Raw genomic sequence first — 26,362 nt, forward strand, 5'->3', positions numbered from 1 at the left:
CCTGTTTTGCCCGACGGAGCAACTGGCGCAGCCCTGCGGCCGGACGATTTTCGCACAAGTGTAAGTCATTGATTTCACAACACCCGTCTACTGTGCATGGGGTTGTTTTCGCAGTTTTTTGTTTGGGGCCTACCCCGCCCCGAACGCGACCGCGACATTGTAGGTCAGAAGGCTCGCGGCATAGGCCAGCACCAGCATGTAGAAGAAGGTGACGGCCATCCAGGTCCAGCTTCCGGTCTCGCGCCGGATCACGGCCAGCGTCGATGCGCATTGCGGGGCAAAGATGTACCAGGCAAGCATCGACAGCGCGGTCGCGAGCGACCATTTCGTCGCCAGCACCTGGCCGATCTGCTCGGCCGCTTCCTTGCCGCCTTCGATCGCATAGACGGTGCCGAGCGCCGCGACCGCGACCTCGCGCGCCGCCATGCCGGGGATCAGCGCGACCGCGATCTGCCAATTGAAGCCGACCGGCGCCAGCAGCGGCTCGAGTGCCTTGCCGATGATCGCAGCGAGGCTGAAATCGATCGCCGGTTCGGTGGCGCCTGCGGGCGGCTGCGGGAACGAGGCCAGGAACCAGATCAGCACCATCATCGAGAAGATCGTGGTGCCGGCGCGGTGCAGGAACATCTTGGCCCGCGTGTAGACGCCGATCGCGATCGATTTCAGCCGCGGCATCTTGTAGTCCGGCAGCTCCAGCATGAACGGCGCCGGCGCATAGTCGCGCAGCATGAAGAATTTGATGAGAAACGAGACCAGCAGCGCGCTGATGATGCCGGCAGCGTAGAGGCCGAACATCACGAGGCCCTGGAGGTTGATGAAGCCCCAGACGTCTTTGGCCGGAATGAAGGCGGAGATGATCAGCGTGTAGACGGGAATGCGCGCCGAGCAGGTCATCAGCGGCGCGATCAGGATCGTGGTCAGCCGGTCGCGCTTGTTGTCGATCACGCGCGTCGCCATGATGCCGGGGATGGCGCAGGCGAAGCTCGACAGCAGCGGAATGAAGGCGCGGCCGTGCAGGCCGGCGCCGCCCATGATGCGGTCCATCAGGAACGCGGCGCGCGCCATGTAGCCGAAATCTTCCAGCAGCAGGATAAACAGGAAGATGATGATAATCTGCGGAAGGAACACGATGACGCTGCCGACGCCTGAGATCACGCCGTTCTGAAGGAAGCTCTGCAGCAGGCCGGCGGGTAAGGTCGCGTGCACGAACTCGCCGAGGGAGTCGAAGCCGGAATTGAGCAACTCCATCAGCGGCTGCGCCCAGGCGAACACCGCCTGGAACATCACGAACAGGATCGCCGCGAGCACGATCAGCCCCCCGACGGGATGCAGCACGACCGCGTCGATCCGCGCCGTCCAGGTGTCGGGCCGGCTGGGCAGGCTGACGCAGTCGGCGATGATGCGGTCGGCTTCGCGCTGGGTGGCGCGCAAGTCGGCCACGCTGAGCGCCCGCCAATTGTTCTCTCCCGGCTCGGCGGCGAGCTTTGCCGAAATCTCGTCGGTCAGCGACAGCAGGTCGGCCGTGCCGCCCTTGCGCACCGCGATCGAGGTGACCACGGGCACGCCGAGCTCCTTGGCGAGCCGCTCGACGTCGACAGTGATGCCGCGGCGGGTCGCGATGTCGAACATGTTGAGCACGAGGATCATCGGCCGGCCGGTGCGCTTGAGCTCCAGCAGCAGGCGGATGGTCAGGCGCAGATTGGTCGAGTCCGCCACGCACAGCACGAGGTCGGGCACGATCTCGCCGGTGGCCTTGCCGAGCACGAAGTCCCGGGTGATCTCCTCGTCCGGGCTCCGTCCGCGCAGCGAATAGGTGCCCGGCAGGTCGACCACGGAGACCTGGCGTCCCAAGGGCGTGACGAAGAAGCCTTCCTTGCGCTCGACGGTGACGCCGGGATAGTTCGCGACCTTCTGCCGGCTGCCGGTCAGCGCATTGAACAGCGAGGTCTTGCCGCTGTTTGGCGTGCCGACCAGGGCGAGATGCAGCAGGGGTGCTTCCATGGAATTGGGGTCCGGTCGCTTCAGGCGACGATAATGGCCATGGCTTCGCGACGGCGGACCGCGATGGTGATGCTGTCGACCCGCACGGCGATCGGGTCGCGGCCGACCAACCCCTCGTGCAGGATCTCGACCCGCGCGCCCTCGACGAAGCCGAGCTCGATCAGCCGACTCTCGAGTTCGATGTCCGAGAGTGCCGAGCCTGCGTCCTTGGGGGAAAGGTGCTGGATGACGCCGGTATAGCCGCGCTGGGCCAGGCCCAGCGGCATCTGCGGACGCGTATCATGGATGTCGGTCATGCCCTGTATTTTCAACGCAGGGCATCGAGGTCAAGCGCGCTCGGTCGCTGAAACTGCACCTTAGAGTGATTTTAAAGTACCAGCTTCGTGACAGAAGCGATCGGCGCCAGGATCGGCATCAAGGATCGGCGCAAAGACGGCTACTGGGCCGGGACCTTTTCCGCCTGGATGGCGGCCATGGCGCGGCTCTTGAAGTAGTCGAGCACGAACAGGCGGATCGCCGAGGACAGATTGCCCTGCTGGCGGTTGCTGTCGATCTCGCCGACCAGCTCGGACAGCGTCATGTTGCGCAGGCCCGAGATCTCCTTCATGCCGTTCCAGAACGCCTCTTCCAGGCTGACACTGGTCTTGTGGCCGGCGACGACGATCGACCGTTTCACGACGGGCGACTTCATGGCTGCTCCTCGCAATCGATCCGGTGCTGGTCCAGGTGCGTCTTCGCCTGATCCGCGCGCGTCTCCTCCGCCGACCGCTCCGCCTTCGTGCGGCCGAACTTCGTTCGGTTGGCGTCCGCCTGCTTCGCCGTGGCTTCCCGCTCGGCGCGCTTCCGGAAACGATTCAGGTTGATGACGTTCGCCATGTCGCGTCTCCATCATCCGATCCTCCGTGGGCAGGATGAAACATTCAGAAACTGTGCGCCGAATTGCGCCCGATGAGACTTGATCGCCATTCGCTTGTCCTCGTCAATCGACCCTTGGGCCATCAAACGATGAATTCCGCCCCGTGGGGGCGGAGGGGCTACGTAACACGCAATCCCGCCGCGACATTGACGGTAATCAAATCCCGTCCTTTAAGCCCTACATTTAATGGAGCTAGGGGCTCCGTATCATTACGGATGGCTATCGGAATTCGGAATTTATCCCGGGCTGGTCATCTTCTCGGGGCGCACCAGGCGGTCGAATTCCTCGCTTGAGACGAAGCCAAGCCGCAGCGCCTCTTCCTTCAGGGTGGTGCCGTTGGCATGCGCCGTCTTGGCCACCTTGGCCGCGTTGTCGTAGCCGATCTTGGGAGCGAGCGCCGTCACCAGCATCAGCGAGCGCTGCATCAGTTCCTTGATGCGCTTCTCGTCGGCGCGGATGCCGCTGACGCAATGCTCGGTGAAGGAGCGCGCGGCGTCCGCCATCAGCCGGATCGAGTGCAGCATGTTGTAGGCCAGTACGGGCTTATAGACGTTGAGCTCGAAATGGCCCTGGCTGCCGGCGACCGTGATCGCGGTGTGATTGCCGAACACCTGGCAGCACACCATCGTCATCGCCTCGCACTGCGTCGGATTGACCTTGCCCGGCATGATCGAGGAGCCCGGCTCGTTCTCCGGCAGCATGAGTTCGCCGAGGCCCGAACGCGGACCCGATCCGAGCAGGCGGATGTCGTTGGCGATCTTGAACAGGCCTGTCGCGACCGAATTGATGGCGCCGTGCGCCGATACATAGGCGTCGTTCGAAGCCAGCGCCTCAAATTTGTTGGCCGCGCTGGTGAACGGCAGCTTGGTAATCCCGGCAACGTGCTTTGCGAACAGTTTTGCAAAGCGCGGCTTCGAATTGAGGCCGGTGCCGACGGCGGTGCCGCCCTGCGCCAGCGGATAGAGCTCCTTCACCGCGACCTTGAGCCGGGCGATGCCGCTTTCGACCTGTGCGGCATAGCCGGAAAATTCCTGGCCGAGCGTCAACGGCGTCGCGTCCTGGGTGTGGGTGCGGCCGATCTTGACGATCTTTGCGAACTCCTTCTCCTTCTTGCGCAGTGCACGCAGCAATTCGCCAAGGGCAGGGACCAGATCGGCGGTAATGCGGCTTGCCGCCGCGATATGCATCGCGGTCGGGAACGAGTCGTTCGACGACTGGCTCATGTTGACGTGATCGTTGGGATGCACCGGCTTCTTGGCGCCAAGCTCGCCGCCCAGGATCTCATTGGCGCGGTTGGCGATGACCTCGTTGAGATTCATGTTGCTCTGGGTGCCCGAGCCGGTCTGCCACACCACCAGCGGAAAATGATCGTCCAGCTTGCCCTCGATCACCTCGCGCGCAGCGCGGATGATGGCGTTGGCGCGGCGCTGGTCGAGCAAACCGAGCTCCTGGTTGGACTGCGCTGCGGCGAGCTTGACGATGCCGAGCGCATGCACGAGCGAGATCGGCATGCGATCGATGCCGATGCGAAAATTCTGGCGCGAGCGTTCGGTCTGCGCGCCCCAATAACGATCGGCGAGGACCTCGATCGGGCCGAAGCTGTCGGTCTCGGTGCGGGTCGCCGGGCGCGAGGAGCCGTCGGTCTTCGAGGGGGAAGTCTTCGAGAGGGAAGTTTTGGCCATGAGCACATCCATTCCGCCGCGCGAAATGCCGCGCGGCCTCATCATGTGCCTCTATATAGGGAGTTTGGCCGCCTGCGACGGGCGCCGACCCGATCTAGATCATTTCTTGCGGAAACGATCCAATCGCACGACTTCGGCGCCGCCCTGGTTCGGAGCCGCCGGCTCCTCAGTGCCTTCCGCAGGGTCAGTGGCAGGGGCCACCGCGACCGCGGACGGGGCGGGAGCGGCCGGCAAGGTCTCGGCCGAGACGTCGGCGACATCGGAGGTGTCGAACTGGAGGCCGAATTTCACGGACGGATCAAGGAAGCTCTTGATGGCGCTGAACGGCACGATCAGCCGCTCCGGAATGCCGCCGAAAGACAGGCCGACCTCGAAGCGGTCCTCGAGCACGGTCAAATCCCAGAACTGGTGCTGCAGGATGATCGTCATCTCTTCTGGATATTGGGCCAGCAGCCGCGACGACAGCTTCACGCCCTCCGCCTTCGACACGAAGGTGATGAAGAAATGATGCTCGCCGGGTAGTCCCTGGGACGCGGCGTCGGTCAGCACCTTGCGCAACACGCCGCGCAGCGCGTCGCGGGCCAGCACATCGTATCGGATATGATCGGTCGCCATGGTGGTCCTGTTGCATTCCAGGAGCTGGGCCCTGCCGGCCCGACTCGCCAAGTCGCAATAGTACCGCGCCTGACGGGTCAGCAGGAGTCCCCGCGGGGTAGGAAATAAGAGGTAAGTGGAGGCTTCTGTTGCCAGGTGCCTCCGAACCCCGCCTAACGGAGCTTAACCCGTTAGGACTTCAGAATGGTCTTTCAAACTGCGTTACGCAGCCTGAGCAACCGGAGCAAAGTTGTCGTTGGCAACTATTGCATAGCCCGATAACGGCGGAACAATACCGGGAAAAAGAACGCCCTTTACGCCCTCGTCGATCCTATTTCGCCCCCGCCAAAGCCCGCTTTCAGGGCCAGCCCGCTGGTGGGCTTTGGTGGAGGCGCCGGGTACCGCCCCCGGGTCCGAATGGTTTATTGCGACGACCGTTTATTTCCATAGCCGGCGAACCGGCACTCCCAATATAGGGGGCAAACGTTTCAAATAACAGGTGTTTCGAGGGATCATTCCGAGGTTCCCTCTGGATAGGTTCCCGGCAGGCTTGGCCGCCTGCCGGCCGGCGTTCTAAGCTCCTGACATGTCCGAGGATTCCGCACCGGTCGCGCAACAACCAGTTCAAGAGCCGGACGGTCCAGCCACCAGCGCCGTTCCGCCGGGCTTGCTCGCGCTGTTCCTCGCCTTCGCCAGGATGTCGCTGGCGGGCTTCGGAGGGGTTTTGGTATTCGCCCGGCAGGCCATCGTCGAGCAGCACCGCTGGATGACGGCGGACGAGTTCAACGAGACTTTTGCGCTCTGCCATTTCCTGCCCGGGCCCAACATCGTCAATCTCTCGATGGTGTTCGGCGCGCGGCTGCGCGGGATCGCCGGCGGCATTGCCGCCTTTGCAGGGCTGTTGCTGCCGCCCACGCTGATCATGACGGTGCTCGCGATCATCTACGCCCGGTTCGGCGATGTGGACGTGCTGCGCCGCATCCTCGCGGGCATTTCCTGTGCGGCCGTCGGCCTCTTGATCGCGGTGGTCTTCCGGATGATGACGCCGCTGCTCAAGCGGCTGGACGCCTTGGCGCTCATCCTGATGCTGGGCGTGTTCCTCGCCATCGGCGTCCTTCGCCTGCCGCTCCAGGCCGTGCTTTTGGTCGCGATCCCCGTCAGCGTCGGCGCCACTTTCCTGATGCGGCGGAAGGTAGCAGCATGAACGCGGAGAACCCGATCTGGGGGCTGATCTCGACCTTCGGTCTGATGTCGCTGTTCGCGGTCGGCGGTGCCGCGGCGGCGGTGCCCGAGATGCACCGCATCGCGGTCGATGTGCATCACTGGATGACCGACAAGCAGTTCGCCGATGCCTATGCGATCGCGCAGCTCTCACCAGGTCCGAATGTGCTTATCGTCACGTTGATCGGCTATGCTGTCGCCGGCATCCCCGGCGCCCTGGCGGCGACTTTGGCCATGTGCCTGCCCACCGCGTTGCTTGCCTATTATGTCAGCCGGCTCCTCAACCGGCCGAACCAATCGCGCTGGCCCGGGCTGATCCAGGCTGCACTGGTTCCGCTCTCGATCGGCCTGATGGCGGCGAGCGCCCTGATCCTCGCCGAGTCGACCGATCGTACGCTTGCTGCGCTGCTTCTGACCGCGACGGTTGCAGTGGTCGCATCCGTCTCGCGCATCAATCCACTATGGATTTTGCTCGTCGGGGGCTTGTTGGGTTTTGCTGGCATTGTGTAATGAAAATGGCTAGGCAGGGATCCGGGCGGGGGCATCGATTTCCAGCCGATTAGAACAACAGTGCTCGTGGCTTACGGGTCGCGGAGGAGACATGCATGGCCGATACGATGGGCCACTCGGCGACAGCCAACCGAAACACCTCGGTGGTGATCAGCTTTTGTCTGCTGGCCATAGCGCCGCAGATTTTCGAATTCATCTGGTCGTTCGGGACGATCTTTGGCTGGGGCGCTGGACGCGGGCCGGCCGCCGTCGTCATCAGCCACGCGACTGCGCTGCTCGCGGGGGCGCCCGGCGCGTTGCTCGGGGCGGTCGGCGGTGACACCAAGAAGGCGTCATCCGATGTGCTGCTGGCGCTGATCTATTCCTATCCGATCTTTGCGGTGGCGATTCTCACGTTCTTCATGACGATCAGGTCCGCGCAGGACTATGTCGGCGGAATCGTGCTGATGGCGCTCGCCTTGTTCGCACTGTGGGCCTCTAGCGATTTGCAGGGGATGCGGGGCTTCTCCTTTGGCGCCGGCACGGCGCCGCGGATGTTTGGCGGGCTCCTCGTCGCACTTGGCGCCGGCATCGCGTTGACGGGGCTGCTGACCGACGGGCCCAGCATGGCGCACTATGCCTGGCGTGGGCCGCTCTTCGTGATGTTCTCGATCGTCTTCTTCGCGCTGGCGATTCGTCCGCTTGGGGTGGTGGTAACGGCGTTCGCAAGCTTCATGATCGCGGCGATGGGTACGCATGAGACACGCTGGGTCGAAGCGCTCATTGTCGGCGCCTGCCTGACGCTCGGCTGCGCGCTGCTCTTCCCCTACGTGCTAGGCCTGCCGATGCCGATGTTCCCGCGCTTCCTGGTTCAGTGAGGGTGTGATGTTCGATCTCTTCCACAATCTGGGCCTTGGTTTCGGTGTGGTGTTTCAGATCTCCTGGTGGTCACCCTGGTGGCTCTACGGTCTGTCGCTCCCGATCTCGATCAATATTCTCATGTGCCTGATTGGCGCATTGGTTGGCACACTGGTCGGCGTGCTGCCCGGTATCGGCACCGTCGCAACCGTGGCGATGCTCCTGCCGATCACGTTCGGATTGCCGCCGGTCGGCGCGCTGATCATGCTCGCCGGCATCTATTATGGTGCCCAGTACGGCGGCTCCACCACCTCGATCCTGGTCAATATTCCCGGTGAGGCGACGTCGGTCGTTACCGCCATCGACGGTCACCAGATGGCGAAGCAAGGCCGTGCCGGCCCGGCGCTGGCGATCGCGGCGATCGGCTCGTTCTTCGCCGGATGCGTTGCGACCGTGCTCATCGCCGTGCTCGGTGCGCCGCTGACCAAGCTCGCTCTGGCGTTCGGCCCGGCGGAATATTTCTCGCTGATGGTGCTCGGCCTGATCTTTGCGGTGGTGCTGGCCAAGGGCTCGGTCCTGAAAGCGATCGCGATGATCGTGTTCGGCCTGATGCTGTCGATGGTCGGCTCCGACATCGAGACCGGCGCCTCGCGCATTGCGTTCAACATTCCGGAGCTTGCCGACGGTCTCGGCTTTGCGACGGTGGCGATGGGCGTGTTCGGCTTCGCCGAGATCATCCGCAACCTCGACGCCGGCGCCGAGATGAACCGCGACCTCGTGCAGCAGAAGATCACCGGCCTGATGCCGACCAGGAAAGACCTGATCGACTCGGCGCCTGCGATCCTGCGCGGCACCGTGCTCGGATCGATCCTCGGTATCCTGCCGGGCGGCGGCGCGGTCATCGCGTCCTTTGCGTCCTACACGCTCGAGAAGAAGATCGCCAAGAACCCGTCGCGGTTCGGCCGCGGTGCGATCGAAGGCGTGGCGGCGCCGGAAAGCGCCAACAATGCCGCGGCGCAGACCTCCTTCATCCCGCTGCTGACACTCGGCATCCCGCCCAATGCCGTGATGGCGCTGATGGTGGGCGCGATGACCATCCACGGCATCGTGCCCGGTCCGCAGGTGATGCAGAAGCAGCCGGAGCTGGTTTGGGGCATGATCGCCTCGATGTGGATTGGCAATCTGATGCTGATCATCATCAACCTGCCGCTGGTCGGAATCTGGGTGCGGCTGTTGCGCGTCCCTTACCGGCTGATGTTCCCCTCGATCGTGATCTTCTGCGCGATCGGCATCTACTCGGTGAACAACGCGCCGGTCGACGTCATCCTGGCAGGCGTGTTCGGTCTGGTCGGCTACTGGCTGATCAAGCACGATTTCGAGCCGGCGCCGCTGCTGCTCGGCATGGTGCTCGGACCGCTGATGGAAGAGAACCTGCGCCGCGCGCTGCTGATCTCGCGCGGCGACTGGAGCGTGTTCCTGACGCGTCCGCTGTCGGCCGTGCTGCTCGGCATCGCCGCTTTCCTCCTGGTGCTCACGGTGCTGCCGGCGTTGCGTGCCAAGCGCGACGAGGTGTTCACCGAATCCGAAAACTAGGGGCGCCGCCAGCGTCGGCGCGCCGTGACCCGAACCCAAGCCGGCAAGTTGGCCAGCAGGATCAATCTGATAGACAAGGGGCGGGACGCTGAGTTCCGCCCCTTGTCGTTTGCACCGGGAGCGCTCACTTTTCCGGGTATAATGCGCATGGATGGCGAATCGCCGCTGTCGCAGCGCGGGGGCGGCCGCTAAGTTCGCCGCCTCCCCAAAGGCTCACGCACATGCACCAGTATCAGGACCTGCTCGAGCGGATTCTTTCAGACGGCGCCGAAAAGACCGACCGGACCGGCACCGGCACGCTGTCGGTGTTCGGCCATCAGATGCGCTTCAACCTGTCCGCCGGTTTTCCGATGCTGACGACAAAGCGCCTGCCGCTGAAGGCGATCGTGCACGAACTGTTGTGGTTCCTGAAAGGCGATACCAACATCAAATATCTGCGCGACAACGGCGTCACCATCTGGGACGAGTGGGCCGACGCCAACGGCGATCTTGGCCCCGTCTACGGCCACCAGTGGCGCTCCTGGCCCGCGCCGGACGGACGCAGCATCGATCAGATCGCGAATGTGATCGACATGATCAAGCGCAACCCGGACTCGCGCCGCCTGATCGTCTCGGCCTGGAATCCGGCCGAGGTCGACAAGATGGCGTTGCCGCCGTGCCACTGCCTGTTCCAGTTCTATGTCGCCAACGGCAAGCTGTCGTGCCAGCTCTATCAGCGTTCGGCCGACGTGTTCCTCGGCGTCCCCTTCAACATCGCCTCCTACGCACTGCTCACCATGATGGTGGCGCAGGTCACGGGCTTGAAGCCCGGCGACTTCGTGCATTCGTTCGGTGACACCCATCTCTATTCCAACCATCTGGAGCAGGCGAAGCTCCAGCTCACGCGCGCACCGCGCGCGCTGCCGGTGATGCGGATCAACCCCGACGTGAAGGACATCTTCTCCTTCCGTTACGAGGACTTCGAGCTCGTCGGCTACGATCCGCATCCGCACATCAAGGCCGCGGTCGCGGTCTGAAGTCGATGCAGCTCAACATCCGCCGTGTGCGTCCCGGTGAGGCCGGGCTGGTTCTCGCTTTCATCCGCGAGCTCGCCGAGTACGAAAAACTTTCGCACGAGGTCGAGGCGACCGAGGCTGACATCGCCGACGCACTGTTCGGCGAACGACCGCAACTCCATTGCGCTCTCGCCGAGTGGAACGGCGAGCCGGTCGGCTTCGCGGTGTGGTTTGCGAATTTTTCGACGTTCAGCGGCCGCCACGGCATCTATCTCGAAGATTTGTATGTGCGGCCATCGCATCGGGGCAGGGGCCTCGGCAAGGCTCTGCTCGTGCACCTCGCCAGGGAATGCGTCGAGAACGGCTGGTCCCGGCTGCAATGGGCGGTGCTTGACTGGAACGCGCCGTCGATCGCGTTCTACAAATCGCTCGGTGCCATCATGCTGGAGGACTGGACGCTGTGCCGCGTCACCGGTCCGGCGCTGACGCGGCTTGCCGGGAGCGCGACCTGATGGAGATCGTCTTCGTCGTCGCGATCGCGGAGAACGGCGTCATCGGGGCCGGCAACGCAATGCCGTGGCGAATGAAATCCGACATGGCGCGCTTCAAGGCGCTCACGATCGGCAAGCCCGTGATCATGGGCCGCAGGACCTTCGAATCCCTGCCCCGGCCGCTTCCCGGCCGCACCAACATCGTCGTCACGCGCGATGCGGATTATCGCGCCGCCGGCGCCATCGTGACGACATCGACTGCCGCCGCAGACGCCATCGCGCGCGGCGATGCCCTGCGGCGTTCGGTCGCCGAGATCGCCGTGATTGGCGGCGCCGAAATCTTTCGGCAATGGCTCGATCGCGCCGATCGCCTCGAGATCACCGAAGTGCATGCCCGGCCCGAAGGCGACACGCATTTCGACATCGACAGGGCAGAGTGGGATGAGGTTGAACGCATCCGTCATCCTGCCGGACCCCACGACAGCGCCGACTACTCCTATGTGACATATCGTCGGCGGGCAGGCCATTAACCGCATTTGCCAATGTTAACATTGACTTTTCTGCCCCCAAGCTTAGCTCGGAGGGCGGCGAGGGCTGCGTTGTAAGGGACCTGCCTGTCCCCTATAAAGCCGGACCGGACAAAGCGGGCGGGGGCAATTTCACCCTGCCGAGGAGAGCGTCGAATGCCGTGGAAGAATCAGGGCGGTGGCCCATGGGGCTCGGGTCCGAAGGGACCATGGGGCAACGGCCCGCAACCGGTCGGGCCAAGGCCGCCGGATCTGGAAGATCTTCTGCGGCGCGGCCAGGATCGCCTCCAGCAGATCATGCCGGGTGGCTATTTCTCCGGCATCGGCATCACGCTGATCGTGCTGCTCATCGTCGCGTTCTGGCTGCTGTCGGGCTTCTTCCGGGTGCAGTCCGAAGAGCTCGGCGTCGTGCTGCGCTTCGGCAAGCATGTCCGCACCGTGGAGCCCGGCCTGAACTACCATCTGCCCTATCCAATCGAGACCGTGCTGCTGCCAAAGGCCTTGCGCGTTTCCACCATCTCCATCGGCATGACGCTGATCGACGACCCGGCGCGGCGCGGCCGCTCCATTCGTGACGTGCCGGAAGAGAGCCTGATGCTGACCGGCGACGAGAACATCGTCGACGTCGACTTCACCGTGCTCTGGCGCATCAAGCCCAACGGCGTCGGCGATTTCCTCTTCAACATCCAGAATCCCGAAGGCACCGTGAAGGCGGTCGCCGAGAGCGCGATGCGCGAGGTGATCGGCCGCTCGCAGATCCAGCCGATCCTGACCGGCGCGCGCAACGTTACCGAACAAGGCGTGCAGGAACTAATCCAGAAGACCCTGGACAGCTACGGCGCCGGCATTCAGATCAGCCAGGTGCAGATGCAGAAGGTCGACCCGCCGGCGCAGGTGATCGACGCCTTCCGCGACGTCCAGGCGGCGCGCGCCAATCTCGAGCAGCTGCAGAACGAGGCGCAGACGTATGCCAACCAGGTCGTGCCGCAGGCACGCGGGCGTGCGGCGCAGATCATGCAGGCCGCCGAAGGCTACAGGGAGCAGACCGTCGCCGAGGCCAAGGGCCAGAGCTCGCGCTTCCTGAAGGTTTACGAGGAATACAAGAAGGCGCCCGACGTGACGCGTGAACGGATTTATCTGGAGACGATGGAGCGCGTGCTCGGCGGTTCGGAAAAGCTCATTTATGACGGCGGCCAGTCGGGCCAGGGCGTCGTGCCTTATCTGCCGCTCAGCGAGTTGACGGCCAAGCGGCCGCCTGCAACCGGCCAGCAGACGACCGGAGGCAACCGATGAGATCTCCGGTCACAGGTATCGTCACGCTGCTCGGCCTCCTGCTCGTCGTGATCGTGGGCTACATGTCCCTGTTCACGGTGGCGCAGACCGAGCAGACCATCGTGCTGCAGTTCGGCAAGCCCGTCGATGTCGTTACCGCTCCCGGCCTGCACTTCAAGGCGCCGTGGAATTCGGTGATCAACATCGACAAGCGCATCCTCGATCTGGAGAACCCGTCGCAGGAAGCGATCGCGTCCGACCAGAAGCGGCTCGTGGTCGACGCCTTCGCGCGTTACCGCATCAAGGACGCGCTCCGCTTCTATCAGAGCATCGGCTCGATCCAGGCCGCCAACATCCAGCTCACCACGCTCTTGAACGCTGCGCTGCGCCGCGTGCTCGGCGAGGTCACCTTCATCAACGTGGTCCGCGACGACCGCGAGAAGCTGATGCAGCGCATCCGCGATCAGCTCGACCACGAGGCCGACGGCTACGGCATCCAGGTCGTCGACGTCCGGATCCGCCGCGCCGATCTGCCGGAGCAGAACAGCCAGGCGGTCTATCAGCGCATGAAGACGGAACGCGAGCGCGAAGCCGCCGAGTTCCGCGCGCAGGGCGGCCAGAAGGCCCAGGAGATCCGCTCCAAGGCCGACCGCGAGGCGACTGTGATCGAGGCGGATGCAAGGTCGCTGGCCGAGCAGACGCGCGGCGTCGGCGATGCCGAGCGCAACCGTCTGTTCGCCGAAGCCTACGGCCAGGACGCGGATTTCTTCGCCTTCTACCGTTCGATGGCGGCCTATGAGACCGGGCTGCGCGCGAACGACACCCGCTTCCTGCTGCGCCCGGACTCGGATTTCTTCCGGTTCTTTGGTAACCCGTCCGGCAAGACGGCGACCACGACGCCAGCGAAGCCGTAAGTGAGACAAGGGCGGCAAGTCTGGCCGCCCTTCGTCCAGACAAGAACAGCACAACGGGAGGTTCCAATCCGATGAGGTCCATTGCGTTCGCCGACTTCCTCATCGGTTTGGGCATCCTGTTCGTGCTGGAAGGCTTGATGTTCGCGGCAAGTCCGGCCTGGATGCGCAAGGCCATGAAAAGCGCGATGGCCACGCCGGATAACGTCCTGCGGGCGGTCGGCATTGGTTCGGCCGTGGCCGGCCTGGTCCTGATCTGGGTTATGCGACGTCCAATTTAGCCGTCGCACCAACGCCAAAGTGAAGGCGAGGGACCGGTTTTCGCCTTATTATCCGGGTCTTGAGGCCCGTTAAGGTCCGCGCTTGCGCCGTCCCCCCGTTCGAGCGCAGTCTTGACGTCGAATCCTTGTTTCCTGGAGATCACAATGACCGCTGCCACCATTGCCCCGACCCGTTTGCGCTTAGGGCTGGCCGCGCTCGCCGTTGGCGCTTTCAGCGCACTCGGCACACCGGCCTATGCGCGCGGACCGGATGGCATCGCCGACGTCGCCGAGAAGGTGATTGACGCGGTCGTCAACATCTCGACCTCGCAGACCGTCGAAGCCAAGGGCGGGGGCGGCGGCAGCAATGCCATGCCGCAACTGCCGCCCGGTTCGCCCTTCGAGGAGTTCTTCGACGACTTCTTCAAGAACCGCAAGGGTCCCGGCGGCGGCAGCAAGGGCGGCGAGAACAGCCCGGCGCCGCGCAAGACCAACTCGCTCGGAAGTGGCTTCATCATCGACACGTCAGGCGTCGTCGTCACCAACAACCATGTCATCGCGGACGCCGATGAGATTAACGTCATTCTCAACGACGGGACCAAGATCAAGGCCGAACTGGTCGGAGTCGACAAGAAGACCGACCTTGCCGTGCTCAAGTTCAAGCCGTCGAAGCCGCTGGTGTCGGTGAAGTTCGGTGATTCCGACAAGCTGCGCCTCGGCGACTGGGTCGTCGCGATCGGCAATCCTTTCAGCCTCGGCGGCACCGTGACGGCCGGTATCGTTTCGGCGAAGAACCGTGACATCTCCTCAGGTCCCTACGACAGCTACATTCAGACCGACGCCTCCATCAACCGCGGAAATTCCGGCGGTCCGCTGTTCAACCTCGATGGCGACGTCATCGGCGTCAACACGCTGATCATCTCGCCGTCCGGCGGCTCGATCGGCATCGGCTTCGCCGTACCGTCGAAGACGGTGGCGGGTGTCGTCGACCAGCTCCGCCAGTTCGGCGAATTGCGCCGCGGCTGGCTTGGCGTGCGCATCCAGAGCGTCACCGACGAGATCGCCGAGAGCCTCAACATCAAGCCGCCGCGCGGCGCGCTGGTTGCCGGTGTCGACGACAAGGGCCCGGCCAAACCGGCCGGCATCGAGCCCGGCGACGTCGTCGTCAAGTTCGACGGCAAGGACGTCAAGGACCCGAAGGATCTGTCTCGCGTGGTCGCCGACACGGCGGTCGGCAAGGAGGTCGACGTCGTCATCATCCGCAAGAGCCAGGAGGAAACCAAGAAGGTCACGCTCGGCCGGTTGCAGGATGCCGACAAGGTGCAGGCCGCGGTGAAGACCGACGAGCCTCCGCCTGAAAAGACCGTGACACAGAAGGCGCTCGGCCTCGATCTCGCCGCGCTGAGCAAGGACCTGCGTGCGCGCTACAAGATCAAGGACAGCGTCAAGGGCGTGGTCGTCACCAATGTCGACGCCAATTCGGATGCCGCCGAGAAGCGCCTCTCGGCCGGCGACGTCATTGTCGAGGTGGCGCAGGAGGCCGTCTCCAGCGGCGCCGACATCCAGAAACGGGTCGACCAGCTCAAGAAGGACGGCAAGAAATCGGTGCTGCTGCTGGTGTCGAACGCCGACGGCGAGCTGCGTTTTGTCGCGCTGAGCGTGCAGTAAGAGCGCTCGCTTTCACCTCTCGTCATGGCCGGGCTTGACCCGGCCGTCCACGCCTTGCCATGCGGACGAGCGTAACGTGGATGCCCGGGACAAGCCCGGGCATGACGGCGGAGAGGAGGAGGCTACGCCTCCACGAACTCCTCGCGCCGATACCCCTGCGCGTACAGCAGCGCGGTGAGATCGCCATGATCGATCCGCGCCGCCGCAGCGGCGGCCACCGCGGGCTTGGCGTGATACGCCACGCCCAGCCCCGCCGCCTGGATCATCGCGAGATCATTGGCGCCGTCGCCGACCGCCAGCGAGTCGATGTCGTCGAGATCGAACGATTCCATCAGATCCACCAGCGTCGCGAGCTTTGCCGCGCGCCCCAAAATCGGCTCCTTCACCTCGCCAGTGAACTTGCCGTCGCGGACGACGAGCTCGTTGGCGCGGTTCTCCTGGAAACCGATCCTGGTGGCGACCGCGCTGGTGAAAAGCGTGAAGCCGCCGGAGACGAGGCAGGCATAGGCGCCATGGGCGCGCATGGTCGCGACCAGTTCGCGGCCACCCGGCGTCAGCGTAATGCGCTTGGCCAGCACCTCGTCGACGGCACTGGCGGGAAGGTCCTTGAGCAGCGCGACGCGCTCGCGCAGCGCCGGCTCGAACTCGATGTCGCCGCGCATCGCGCGCTCGGTGATGGCGGCCACATGGGCCTTCACCCCGACGAAATCGGCGAGCTCGTCGATGCATTCCTGACCGATCATGGTGGAATCCATGTCGGCGAGAAAAAGCTTCTTGCGCCGGAAGCCGACTGGCTGCACCACGATGTCGATGGGCAGGTCGCCGCGAAGCTCGCGGAGCCGCTGCTCGATGGCGTGACGGTCGCCTTCGAGGTTACTGTCGGCGCCGAACGGGATGTCGACTGCAACCCCGTCGAACAGCCAGTGCGCGGGAGCTGCCTGAGGCAGCACGGCGCGGGCGCCGTCGACGATGGTCGAGTCGAGCGCGGGATTATTCGGGTTGCAGATCAGCGTGGCAACGAGGGACATTTGAGGTTTTCGTGAGCGAGGGGCAAGTCGGCAGAAGGCATGTTGGCAAGGCGGTGCTTATCGCAGGCCCGACCGCCAGCGGCAAGTCGGCGCTGGCGCTCGAGCTTGCGCTCGCTGCGGGCGGGGTCGTGATCAATGCCGATTCCATGCAGGTCTACCGTGACCTCCGCATCATCACCGCGCGCCCCACCCTTGGCGACGAGGCGCAGGTGCCTCATCGCCTGTACGGCCATGTCGATGCGGCCGTGAATTTTTCAGCCGGTGCCTGGGTGGGCGACGCGGCCAAGGCGCTCGAAGCGGCGAAAGCCGAAGGGCGCCTGCCGATCTTCATCGGCGGCACCGGGCTCTATTTCAAGGCGCTCACGGCGGGCCTTTCCGTGGTGCCACCGATCCCTCTCGAGGTGCGCGAGGACGTCCGGGCGCGGCTGGAGCGGAACGGCGTCGAAGCGCTGCACGACGAACTCGCAGCCTCCGATCCGCGGGCGGCCGAGCGCTTGAACCGTCGCGATCGCACGCGCATTGCGCGCGCGCTCGAAGTGGTCGAAGCCACCGGCCGTTCGCTGCTGGACTGGCATCATGAGGGCCAGCCGCCGCTCTTGCCCAAGGACAGTTTTCGGGCGGTGTTCCTCGCGCCCGAGCGCGACGAGCTCTATGCGCGCATCGACGCCCGCTTCGACGCCATGTTGGGTGCCGGCGCGCTAGAGGAGGCGGTGCGTCTCGCCGCCCGAAACCTCGATCCGCTGCTGCCGGCGATGAAGGCTCATGGCGTGCCGGCGCTAATCCGGCATCTGCGCGGTGAGCTCAGCCTGGAGCAGGCGGCGACCATCGGCCGCGCCGACACCCGCCACTACGCCAAGCGGCAGTTCACCTGGTTCCGGCACCAATTGCCCGAATTCGAGTGGGTGAAGCCGGGGGAGATTCGGGGCTGGCTGGCGGCGATCGTGAACGCGGCGCGGGACCAAGGCTGACACGCTTTTGTGCCTCGGCTCCCGAATTTACCTCTCGCCCAACCCCGGGAACACCGCTACACTGCCAAAATCGCGCGGGAACGGCCGCATTGCCTTGACATCGGGGCGCTGGCCGCTATGTTTCGCGCAACCTTTGGGAAGCCGGGCACCTGCCATGCGTAACATTATTACCAAACTCCTTATCGCCGTCGTACCCAGGCACACCGCCGGGGGTGGCTAGCTGCCATCCACATGACAGGCGGTGTGCATGGGCCCTCTTCGGGGCCTTTTTTATTTCCGAAAACCCGACACGAACGAAGCCGCTGACAACAGCGCATCCGGAGCAAGCCAATGAGCGACAAGAGCCACGATCCGAACCAGATGACCGGCGCCGCGATGATCGTCCGCGCGCTCATCGATCATGGCGTGACCGACATTTTCGGCTACCCCGGCGGCGCGGTGCTCCCGATCTACGACGAGATCTTCCAGCAAAGCGAGGTCCAGCACATCCTGGTTCGGCATGAGCAGGGCGCGGGCCACGCCGCCGAGGGCTATGCGCGTTCGACCGGCAGGCCGGGCGTTGCACTGGTGACCTCCGGCCCCGGCGCCACCAACATGGTGACGCCGCTCACCGACGCGCTGATGGACTCGATCCCGCTGGTCTGCATCTCCGGCCAAGTGCCGACGCACCTGATCGGCAACGACGCGTTCCAGGAATGCGACACCGTCGGCATCACGCGCCCCTGCACCAAGCACAACTGGCTGGTGCGCGACGTCAACGATCTCGCAAAGGTGCTGCACGAGGCGTTTTACGTTGCGACCACGGGTCGGCCGGGCCCGGTGCTCGTCGACGTGCCCAAGGACGTGCAGTTCGCGACCGGCACCTATCATCCGCCGCGCAAATCCGACGTGCATCGCTCCTACGCGCCGCGCGTGAAGGGCGATGCGACGCAAATCCGCAAGGCCGTCGCGCTGCTCGCAGGCGCCAAGCGCCCCGTGATCTATAGCGGCGGCGGCGTGATCAATTCCGGTCCCGAGGCGACCAGGCTGCTGCGCGAGCTGGTCGAGGTCACCGGCTTTCCGATCACCTCCACCCTGATGGGCCTCGGCGCATATCCCGCCTCGGGCAAGAGCTGGCTCGGCATGCTCGGCATGCACGGCACCTATGAAGCCAACATGACCATGCATGATTGCGACGTCATGCTGTGCGTCGGCGCGCGCTTCGACGACCGCATCACCGGCCGCGTCGATGCGTTCTCGCCGGGGTCGAAGAAGATCCACATCGACATCGACCCGTCTTCGATCAACAAGAACATCCGCGTCGACGTGCCGATCATCGGCGACTGCGGCAACATCCTCGGCGACATTCTCCAGGTGTTCAAGGCGGAGGCGAAGAAGCCCGACATCAAGGCCTGGTGGCAGCAGATCGCGCAGTGGCGCGCCCGCAACTCGCTCTATTTCAGGAAGAGCAACGACGTCATCCTGCCGCAGCATGCGATCCAGAGCCTGTTCGAGGCGACGCGCGGCAAGGACACCTACATCACCACCGAGGTCGGTCAGCATCAGATGTGGGCCGCGCAGTTCTACGGCTTCGAGGAGCCGCATCGTTGGATGACCTCGGGCGGTCTCGGCACCATGGGCTACGGCCTGCCGGCCGCGGTTGGCGTGCAGGTTGCCCATCCCGACAGCCTCGTCATCGACATCGCGGGTGATGCCTCGGTGCAGATGACGATGCAGGAGATGTCGACGGCTGTGCAGTACGAGCTGCCGATCAAGATCTTCATCCTGAACAACCAGTACATGGGCATGGTGCGGCAGTGGCAGCAGCTGCTCCATGGCAACCGCCTGTCGCATTCCTATTCGGAGGCGATGCCGGACTTCGTCAAGCTCGCGGAAGCCTACGGCGGCGTCGGCCTCCAGGTGCACAAGCCCGGTGATCTCGACGGCGCCATCCAGGAGATGATCTCGGTCAAGCGCCCGGTGCTGTTCGACTGCCGCGTCGCGTCGCTGGAAAACTGTTTCCCGATGATCCCCTCCGGCAAGGCGCACAACGAGATGCTGTTGCCGGAGCAGGCCAACGACGAAGCCACCGCGAAGGCGTTCGCCGGCGGTAAGGCGCTGGTGTGAGCGTGATGTTCGACCTGAACGAGCTCGAACGCGCACATGCGATCGTGGGGCAGGCGGTGCCGGCAACGCCGGCGCACGCCTGGCCGCTGCTCGCCGAGCGGCTCGGCACGCAGGTCGTGGTCAAGCACGAGAATCACACGCCGACGGGCGCCTTCAAGGTGCGCGGCGGGTTGGTCTATCTCGATCGGCTGAAGCGCGAACGGCCGAACATTCCGGGCATCATCTCGGCGACGCGCGGCAATCATGGCCAGAGCCTCGCCTTTGCGGCGAGCCGCCATGGCGTAACTGCCGTGATCTATGTGCCGCGCGGCAATTCGGTCGAGAAGAACCGCGCGATGAAGGCGTTCGGCGCCGAACTCGTTGAGCACGGCGAGGACTTTCAGGCCGCACGCGAGGAAGCCGGACGCCACGCGCAGTTCGCCGGGCTGCACATGGTGCCGTCGTTCCATACGGACCTGGTGCTGGGCGTGGCGACCTATGCGCTCGAATTGTTCCGGGCCGCGCCCGATCTCGACATCCTCTATGTGCCGATCGGGCAAGGCTCGGGGATCTGCGGCTGTATCATGGCGCGCGATCTGCTCGGCCTGAAGACCGAGATCGTGGGCGTGCAGTCGACCGAGGCGCCGTCCTACGCGCTGTCGTTCGCGGCGGGTCAGGTGGTGACCACCGAGACCAGCAACACGCTCGCGGACGGCATGGCGACGCGGATTCCCGATCCGGAAGCGCTCGCGGTCATCCTCAAGGGCGCCTCGCGTATCGTCCAGGTGACGGACGATGAAATCGCGCTCGCGATCCATGCGCTCTGGACCGACACGCACAATCTCGCCGAAGGCGCCGGCGCCGCCGCGCTCGCCGCGGCGCTTCAGGACAAGACAGGATTGTCGGGCAAGCGCGTCGGTCTCGTGCTGTCCGGCGGCAATATCGATTTCGATCTGTTCCGCGGTTGGGTCGGGACGGATGCGCCGGTCGCTCATCAGGCGACGGCGTAACGACGAGAATGAAGGGGACGACAATGAACCAGCCCGCATCTGCCTATTTCATCGAGGAGCGCCACGACCCGAACGAGACGCATACGCTTTCGGTGCTCGTGCAGAACGAGCCCGGCGTGCTCGCGCGCGTCATCGGCCTGTTCTCGGGGCGCGGCTACAACATCGAGAGCCTCACGGTCTCGGAGACCGAGAGCCAGAAGCATCTCTCGCGCATCACTATCGTCACCACGGGTACGCCCATGGTGATCGAGCAGATAAAGCATCAGCTCGACCGCATGATCCCGGTCTATCGCGTCGTCGACATGACGCTGACCAAGCGCTCGATCGAGCGCGAGCTGGCGATGGTCAAGGTACGCGGGCAGGGCGAGCATCGCGTCGAGGCGCTGCGGCTGGCGGACGCGTTCCGCGCCCGCGTGATCGATGCCACCACCGAGAGCTTCGTGTTCGAGATCACAGGCAATACAGACAAGATCAATCAGTTTATCGACCTGATGCGTCCGCTTGGCCTTGTCGAAGTGTCGCGCACCGGTGTTGCCGCGATTGGTCGCGGGCCTGAGGGAATGTGAGCCATGCTGGCGCGCGACTGGTATTACAACGAGCGGAACCGGATGGGGATCGGGCCTGCAGTGGCCTCGATCTACGACAGTCATGACGATGCCGATCTACGGGCGCGCGCCGCGCTGAAAATGCTCGGCGTCCAGCGCGGCTGGCGCATTGCCGATATCGGTTGCGGCAACGGCGTGCTCGCGACCGAGGCGGCGCTGATGGGCGCCGAGGTCGATGCCATCGACATCTCGCCCGCGATGCTGGCGCTCGCCGAGATCTACGCGCGCGACCGCAAGGCGCCCGTGCGCACGCAGTCCGCCGGCCTGCTCAGCTTCGCCTACCGGCCGGAATCCTATGACCTGATCGTCAGCGAGTTCACGCTGCACCATCTGCCGGATTTCTGGAAGGCGGTAGCCATGTCGCGGATCTATCGCGCGCTCAAGCCCGGTGCCACTTTCTATTTGCGCGACATCGTCTACGCCTCGATGCCCGATGCCGTCGAGCGCGACGTTGACCAATGGGCCGACTTTGAGATCAAGAACCACGATGTCCCGCGTGAAAGCGTCGTCACCCACATGCGCGACGAGTATTCCACTTTCGGCTGGGTCATGGAGCGGATGCTGACCGACGTCGGCTTCACGCTGGTCTCGGCCGATTACCACGCCCCGATGCACGGCACCTATCTGCTGCGGAAACCCAATTCCTCCACGTAACGGCCGGCGAGCAAGGCTCGACCAGAACAACAAACAGGGCTGCACGACAGGGCAGAACCGGGAACGACAATGAAGCCGGCCGACATCCTCATCGCCATCCTGGTGGCGGTCATCTGGGGGCTTGCCTTCGTGGCGAGCCGGATCGCGCTCGACGAATTTTCGCCGGAGCTGATGACGGCGATGCGCTTCACCATTGCCGCGGTGCCGTGCCTATTCATCCGCAAGCCCAAAGTCGCCTGGTCGCTCCTGATCGCGATCAGCTTCACGCTCTTTCTCGGCCAATTTCTGAGCCAGGCCTATGGCATCGCCCATGGCGTGCCGGTGGGGCTGACCAGCGTCGTCGTGCAGAGCCAGGCGCTGTTCACGATCGGCTTTGCCGCGATCGCATTCGGTGAGCGGCCGACGCCGGTGCAGACGCTGGGCATCGTCATCGCAGCCATCGGCCTTTTGATGATCTGCGGCACGGTCCGCTATGATTTCAGCGTCGGTGCCTTCGCCGTGCTGATGATCGCGCCGGTCAGCTTTGCGGTCGGCAATGTCCTGCTGCGCGGCGCCCGCGGCGTGCCGATGTTCGATCTGTTCGCCTGGTTGTGCCTCGCCACCGCGGTGCCGCTGTTCGCGCTCACGCTGGTCGTCAACGGACCAACGCCGACCTGGCAGTCGCTGATCCACATGTCGCTCACCGGCCTCATTTGCCTGCTGTTGATCGGCGGCATCTCCACCAGCATCGCCTATTGGCTGTGGGGCCGGCTGCTACGTGACTATCCCCCTGCGCAAGTGGTGCCGTTCGCGCTGCTGGTGCCGTTCGTCGGCTCGGCTGCGTCCAGCATCGTGTTCGGCGAGCGGTTCGGCCCGCTGCGTCTCGCCGGCATGCTCACCGTGATCGGCGGTATCGCGGTGATGGTGCTCGCGAAGCGTCCGCAAGTCCTGCCGAAGACCGCGTGAGGTGACTATGGCCTATTCGCTCTTCTATGCCTTCCTCGCCTTTATGGTCGTGATGTATTTCACGCCCGGGCCGAACAACATCATGCTGCTGGCCTCGGGCCTGACCTACGGCTTTCGGCGCACCATCCCCCACATCGCCGGTATCGTCATCGGCTTTGCTTTCATGATCGCCGCCGTGGGTCTCGGGCTCGGCACAGTGTTTCTGGCCTATCCGATCCTTCAGACCATCCTGAAATACGCCGGCGCGGTCTATCTGATTTACCTTGCCGCCGTGATTGCTTTGTCCGGCCCGACCACGCCGGACGGCGAGACCGGCCGCGGCCCGATGACCTTCTGGGGCGCGGCGATGTTCCAGTGGATCAACGCCAAGGGCTGGGTGATCGTGATCGGCACAATCACCGCCTACGCGGCGATTGCCCGATTCCCCATCAATATCGCGATCCAGACCCTGGTCAGCCTACTCGTCGGCGCGGTCTCGACCGTGGTCTGGGTCCTGTTCGGCACTGCACTACGGCCGGTGCTGACCTCCGAGCGGCTGGTCCGCGCCTTCAACATCCTGATGGCGATCCTGCTGCTGGCGTCTCTCTACCCCGTCGTTATGGATGCATGATGCCTCAGCTTTCCATGCAGAAACGGGTTTCCCAGGGGGCCGAAAATGCTCTAGACAGCCCCCGAAATCCGCAAATTTCACCGTCCGAGACCTGACCGACAAGACCTGACCAACGGCCGATTCCGGCCCCTGAACGAGGAAACGACCATGCGTGTTTATTACGATCGCGACGCCGACCTGAACCTGATCAAGGGCAAGAAGGTCGTCATCGTCGGCTATGGCAGCCAGGGCCACGCCCATGCGCTGAACCTGAAGGATTCCGGCGTCAAGGACGTGGCGATTGCGCTCCGCAAGGGTTCGGCCTCGGCCAAGAAGGCGGAAGCTGCCGGCTTCAAGGTGATGGAAGTCGCCGAGGCCGCCAAATGGGCCGACCTGGTCATGATGCTGACCCCGGACGAGCTCCAGGGCGACATTTACCGCGAGCACCTGCACGACAACATGAAGAAGGGCGCCGCCCTCGTCTTCGCGCACGGTCTCAACGTCCACTTCAACCTGCTCGACCCGCGCGCCGATCTCGACGTTCTGATGATCGCGCCGAAGGGCCCCGGCCACACGGTGCGTTCGGAATACCAGCGTGGCGGCGGCGTGCCCTGCCTGATCGCGATCGCCAAGGACGTCTCGGGTAACGCCCACGACCTCGGCCTGTCCTACGCCTCCGCCGTCGGCGGCGGCCGTGCTGGCATCATCGAGACCACTTTCAAGGAAGAATGCGAGACCGACCTGTTCGGCGAGCAGGTCGTGCTCTGCGGCGGCCTGGTCGAGCTGATCAAGGGCGGCTACGAGACGCTGGTCGAAGCCGGCTACGCCCCGGAGATGGCCTATTTCGAGTGCCTGCACGAAGTGAAGCTGATCGTCGACCTGATCTATGAAGGCGGCATCGCCAACATGAACTACTCGATCTCCAACACCGCGGAGTACGGTGAGTACGTCACCGGCCCGCGCATCGTCACCGACGAGACCAAGAAGGAGATGAAGCGGGTTCTGAACGACATCCAGTCCGGCAAGTTCGCCCGCGACTGGATGCTCGAGAACAAGGTCAACCAGACCTCGTTCAAGGCGACCCGCGCCAAGCTCGCCGAGCACCCGATCGAGGAAGTCGGCGCCAAGCTGCGCGACATGATGCCCTGGATCAAGAAGGGCGCGCTGGTCGACAAGTCGAAGAACTAAGCGGCCGTTCGGATGCGGCGTATCGGTTGCGCCGCATCCGGACACGCGAGCGAAAACACAAGCTTCGCTCGCCAAACCAATTCTTAAATCTTCGCGATTATATTCGAGCGAGATCGCAACCAGCGGTCTCGCTCTTTTCGTCTCGCGCGAAGCATTGCTGCTTCATTCAAATTCTTCGCGAGCTGAAGTGCTCCCTGAGCATGAAGAACTGACGCTTAAACCACATTCTTGGTCTCGCGTTGTTTTCGGAATTTCTCAGAAGCTCCCGATCCTCAAAAGCCCAGCGTCTTCAGGGTCAAGGATTCGGCTCTTCATCCATACCTTCAGGATGCAATCAATCGCACGTCGCGAGGTTCGCACCTCGCCTTCAACTTAAGAACTGACACCCGCGGCGTCTCCTTGAGCGGTGGACGGCATTGCGCCCCGGCACCTTTCGCCTGCATGATCGCGGGAGCTCTTGGGGAGGAAGATCATGCGATCCGTCGTCGTCACCGGCGCGTCCACCGGCATCGGCTGGGCCATTGCGAAGTTTCTGATCGGGCGCGGCTATCGTGTTTTCGGTAGTGTCCGCAAGCAGGCCGATGCGGATCGGCTCATGGGTGAATTCGGTACGAACTTCACGGCGCTGCTGTTCGACGTCACCGACGAGGCGGCGGTCCTCGCGGCTGCGCGAAAAGTCCGCGAGGCGCTGGGCGGCGAGACGCTGGCCGGTCTCGTCAACAACGCCGGCGTCGCGGTCGCCGGTCCCGTGCTCGAATTGTCGGTCGACGACTTTCGCCGGCAGATGGAGATCAACGTCATCGGCCCGGTCATCGCGACGCAGGCCTTTGGGCCGCTGCTGGGCGCCGACCCGTCGCTGGAGGGACCGAAGGGCCGGATCGTGATGATCAGCTCGGTCGCGGGCAAGAACGGCAATCCGTTGTCGGCGCCTTACTGCACCTCCAAGCATGCCATCGAAGGTCTGTCGGAGAGCTTGCGCCGCGAATTGATGCTGTTTGGCATCGACGTCATTATCGTCGCACCCGGCGCCGTCAAGACGCCGATCTGGAGCAAGGCCGAGCAGATCGATCTTTCGGTCTACCAGAACTCGCCTTATCTGCCGGCGCTGAACAAGGTCATGGCGTTCATGATGAAGCTCGGCGAGACCGGGCTGCCGGCCGAGCGGATTGCCGAGGTCGTTTTCGAGGCGCTCACCGCCGAGAGGCCCAAGGTTCGCTACCAGATCACGCCGGACCGGATGCGGCATTTGATGACGGCCACGCTGCCCAAGCGTGTGGTCGACCGCATCATCGCCAAGCGGCTCGGGCTGCTGCCGCAGGGCTGAGCCTCCGAGGTGAGACCATTGCCGGACAGGTGATCAATTTCCGATCGTGGGAGCGTCTTGAGATGCCGGCTTATGTGATTTTCGACGTCGAGATCAGGGATTTGCAGCAGTACCAAAGCTTCATGTTGGGCGTGAAGCCCGCCCTGGAGGCCGCTGGAGCTCGATATCTGGCGCGAGGGGGCGCCCACAAGGTCTACGAGGGAGACTGGCAGCCCCGCAGGATCGTTCTGCTGGAATTCCCATCCGTCGCAGCCTGGGAGGCATTTTACACAGGCGCGACCTACCAGGGTCTCAAAGCGGTCCGGGACGCTTGCAGTTCTGCCCGCCTGGTCAGCGTCGAAGGCCTCGACTAGACGGCAAGTCGGTTCTGCACTGCGGGATTTGCCCTAGGGACGAATTGGGCCCGGAGACCGATCGGCTTCCGCTAACATTAAGCGAAGGTCGGACCGCGACACGCGTTGCTTGTCCGTGACCGTTCAATTACAGTT

General features: G+C 64.1%; 28 protein-coding genes and 1 other RNA gene. 21 read left to right on the forward strand and 8 right to left on the reverse strand.

Going from position 1 to position 26,362, the window contains the following annotated elements; translation table 11 throughout:
• Positions 1–129: 129 nt before the first annotated feature.
• The 7 genes from IVB54_RS10560 to ssrA all read right to left on the reverse strand — a co-directional run bounded on the left by IVB54_RS10560 (position 130) and on the right by ssrA (position 5,695).
• Positions 130–2,001, reverse strand: a complete 1,872-nt coding sequence (locus IVB54_RS10560; RefSeq protein ID WP_018454324.1) for a ferrous iron transporter B — start codon at positions 1,999–2,001, stop codon at positions 130–132.
• A gap of 20 nt (positions 2,002–2,021) precedes the next feature.
• Entirely contained in the window at positions 2,022–2,297 is a 276-nt protein-coding gene (locus tag IVB54_RS10565) for a FeoA family protein (protein ID WP_018454325.1), read from the reverse strand.
• 140 nt (positions 2,298–2,437) lie between these two features.
• Positions 2,438–2,692, reverse strand: a complete 255-nt coding sequence (locus tag IVB54_RS10570) for a ribbon-helix-helix domain-containing protein (protein WP_018454326.1) — start codon at positions 2,690–2,692, stop codon at positions 2,438–2,440.
• Positions 2,689–2,877, reverse strand: a complete 189-nt coding sequence (locus tag IVB54_RS10575; RefSeq protein WP_018454327.1) for a DUF4169 family protein — start codon at positions 2,875–2,877, stop codon at positions 2,689–2,691. Before IVB54_RS10575 ends, IVB54_RS10570 begins: the two co-directional genes overlap by 4 nt.
• A 276-nt stretch (positions 2,878–3,153) precedes the next feature.
• The gene (gene fumC, locus IVB54_RS10580; RefSeq protein ID WP_244561280.1) at positions 3,154–4,599 is read right to left on the reverse strand and encodes a class II fumarate hydratase; all 1,446 of its coding nucleotides are present in this window, start codon (positions 4,597–4,599) and stop codon (positions 3,154–3,156) included.
• A gap of 99 nt (positions 4,600–4,698) precedes the next feature.
• Positions 4,699–5,214 carry a ClpXP protease specificity-enhancing factor SspB gene (locus IVB54_RS10585; protein WP_018454329.1) on the reverse strand — a complete coding sequence of 172 codons (516 nt, stop codon included), beginning with the start codon at positions 5,212–5,214 and terminating at the stop codon, positions 4,699–4,701.
• A gap of 114 nt (positions 5,215–5,328) precedes the next feature.
• Positions 5,329–5,695, reverse strand: a transfer-messenger RNA (tmRNA) gene (gene ssrA / locus IVB54_RS10590).
• 84 nt (positions 5,696–5,779) lie between these two features.
• Here ssrA and IVB54_RS10595 point away from each other — a divergent pair.
• The 11 genes from IVB54_RS10595 to IVB54_RS10645 all read left to right on the forward strand — a co-directional run bounded on the left by IVB54_RS10595 (position 5,780) and on the right by IVB54_RS10645 (position 15,478).
• Positions 5,780–6,397 carry a chromate transporter gene (locus IVB54_RS10595; RefSeq protein ID WP_018454330.1) on the forward strand — a complete coding sequence of 206 codons (618 nt, stop codon included), beginning with the start codon at positions 5,780–5,782 and terminating at the stop codon, positions 6,395–6,397.
• Positions 6,394–6,924: a chromate transporter gene (locus IVB54_RS10600; RefSeq protein WP_018454331.1), complete on the forward strand. Its 531-nt coding sequence runs from the start codon at positions 6,394–6,396 to the stop codon at positions 6,922–6,924. Before IVB54_RS10595 ends, IVB54_RS10600 begins: the two co-directional genes overlap by 4 nt.
• 95 nt (positions 6,925–7,019) lie before the next feature.
• Entirely contained in the window at positions 7,020–7,781 is a 762-nt protein-coding gene (locus tag IVB54_RS10605) for a tripartite tricarboxylate transporter TctB family protein (RefSeq protein WP_018454332.1), read from the forward strand.
• 7 nt (positions 7,782–7,788) lie between these two features.
• Complete coding sequence (locus IVB54_RS10610) at positions 7,789–9,354, forward strand: tripartite tricarboxylate transporter permease (RefSeq protein ID WP_247777197.1); 1,566 nt, start codon at positions 7,789–7,791, stop codon at positions 9,352–9,354.
• Between the two features lie 221 nt (positions 9,355–9,575).
• On the forward strand, positions 9,576–10,370 hold the full coding sequence (locus IVB54_RS10615; RefSeq protein WP_007613362.1) for a thymidylate synthase: 795 nt from the start codon (positions 9,576–9,578) through the stop codon (positions 10,368–10,370).
• Between the two features lie 5 nt (positions 10,371–10,375).
• A complete protein-coding gene (locus tag IVB54_RS10620; protein WP_018454334.1) occupies positions 10,376–10,861 on the forward strand; it encodes a GNAT family N-acetyltransferase in 486 nt (161 codons plus the stop codon).
• Complete coding sequence (locus IVB54_RS10625) at positions 10,861–11,370, forward strand: dihydrofolate reductase (protein ID WP_018454335.1); 510 nt, start codon at positions 10,861–10,863, stop codon at positions 11,368–11,370. Before IVB54_RS10620 ends, IVB54_RS10625 begins: the two co-directional genes overlap by 1 nt.
• A gap of 153 nt (positions 11,371–11,523) precedes the next feature.
• Positions 11,524–12,660, forward strand: coding sequence for an FtsH protease activity modulator HflK (gene hflK, locus IVB54_RS10630; protein ID WP_007600977.1), 1,137 nt, complete (start codon positions 11,524–11,526; stop codon positions 12,658–12,660).
• Positions 12,657–13,553, forward strand: a complete 897-nt coding sequence (locus tag IVB54_RS10635) for a protease modulator HflC (RefSeq protein WP_018454336.1) — start codon at positions 12,657–12,659, stop codon at positions 13,551–13,553. Before hflK ends, IVB54_RS10635 begins: the two co-directional genes overlap by 4 nt.
• Before the next feature lie 71 nt (positions 13,554–13,624).
• Positions 13,625–13,831 (forward strand): DUF2065 domain-containing protein, encoded by a 207-nt coding sequence (locus IVB54_RS10640; RefSeq protein WP_018454337.1) that lies wholly within the window; start codon positions 13,625–13,627, stop codon positions 13,829–13,831.
• 144 nt (positions 13,832–13,975) lie between these two features.
• Positions 13,976–15,478, forward strand: a complete 1,503-nt coding sequence (locus tag IVB54_RS10645; RefSeq protein WP_018454338.1) for a Do family serine endopeptidase — start codon at positions 13,976–13,978, stop codon at positions 15,476–15,478.
• Positions 15,479–15,600: 122 nt separating this feature from the next.
• Here the strand turns inward: IVB54_RS10645 and serB are convergent, their stop codons facing one another.
• Positions 15,601–16,506 (reverse strand): phosphoserine phosphatase SerB, encoded by a 906-nt coding sequence (serB, locus tag IVB54_RS10650; RefSeq protein WP_247777198.1) that lies wholly within the window; start codon positions 16,504–16,506, stop codon positions 15,601–15,603.
• Positions 16,507–16,517: 11 nt separating this feature from the next.
• Between serB and miaA the strand changes: the two genes are divergently transcribed.
• The 10 genes from miaA to IVB54_RS10700 all read left to right on the forward strand — a co-directional run bounded on the left by miaA (position 16,518) and on the right by IVB54_RS10700 (position 26,227).
• Positions 16,518–17,474, forward strand: a complete 957-nt coding sequence (gene miaA, locus IVB54_RS10655; RefSeq protein WP_018454340.1) for a tRNA (adenosine(37)-N6)-dimethylallyltransferase MiaA — start codon at positions 16,518–16,520, stop codon at positions 17,472–17,474.
• A gap of 330 nt (positions 17,475–17,804) precedes the next feature.
• A complete protein-coding gene (locus IVB54_RS10660) occupies positions 17,805–19,580 on the forward strand; it encodes an acetolactate synthase 3 large subunit (protein WP_018454341.1) in 1,776 nt (591 codons plus the stop codon).
• 5 nt (positions 19,581–19,585) lie between these two features.
• Positions 19,586–20,569 (forward strand): threonine dehydratase, encoded by a 984-nt coding sequence (locus tag IVB54_RS10665; RefSeq protein ID WP_026232715.1) that lies wholly within the window; start codon positions 19,586–19,588, stop codon positions 20,567–20,569.
• A gap of 23 nt (positions 20,570–20,592) precedes the next feature.
• Positions 20,593–21,135, forward strand: coding sequence for an acetolactate synthase small subunit (gene ilvN, locus IVB54_RS10670; RefSeq protein ID WP_007613340.1), 543 nt, complete (start codon positions 20,593–20,595; stop codon positions 21,133–21,135).
• Positions 21,136–21,138: 3 nt separating this feature from the next.
• A complete protein-coding gene (locus tag IVB54_RS10675; protein ID WP_007613338.1) occupies positions 21,139–21,828 on the forward strand; it encodes a class I SAM-dependent methyltransferase in 690 nt (229 codons plus the stop codon).
• Positions 21,829–21,897: 69 nt separating this feature from the next.
• Complete coding sequence (locus tag IVB54_RS10680) at positions 21,898–22,773, forward strand: EamA family transporter (protein ID WP_247777199.1); 876 nt, start codon at positions 21,898–21,900, stop codon at positions 22,771–22,773.
• 7 nt (positions 22,774–22,780) lie between these two features.
• Positions 22,781–23,383, forward strand: coding sequence for a LysE family translocator (locus IVB54_RS10685; RefSeq protein ID WP_018454344.1), 603 nt, complete (start codon positions 22,781–22,783; stop codon positions 23,381–23,383).
• A gap of 147 nt (positions 23,384–23,530) precedes the next feature.
• A complete protein-coding gene (gene ilvC, locus IVB54_RS10690; protein ID WP_007600992.1) occupies positions 23,531–24,550 on the forward strand; it encodes a ketol-acid reductoisomerase in 1,020 nt (339 codons plus the stop codon).
• Between the two features lie 472 nt (positions 24,551–25,022).
• The gene (locus tag IVB54_RS10695; protein ID WP_018454345.1) at positions 25,023–25,874 is read left to right on the forward strand and encodes an SDR family oxidoreductase; all 852 of its coding nucleotides are present in this window, start codon (positions 25,023–25,025) and stop codon (positions 25,872–25,874) included.
• Positions 25,875–25,936: 62 nt separating this feature from the next.
• Positions 25,937–26,227, forward strand: coding sequence for a DUF1330 domain-containing protein (locus tag IVB54_RS10700; protein WP_018454346.1), 291 nt, complete (start codon positions 25,937–25,939; stop codon positions 26,225–26,227).
• The last annotated feature ends 135 nt before the right edge of the window (positions 26,228–26,362 follow it).

Origin of the sequence: Bradyrhizobium sp. CW1 (genome assembly GCF_023100665.1) — a bacterium.
In the GTDB taxonomy this organism is placed as follows: Bacteria; Pseudomonadota; Alphaproteobacteria; order Rhizobiales; family Xanthobacteraceae; genus Bradyrhizobium; species Bradyrhizobium canariense_D.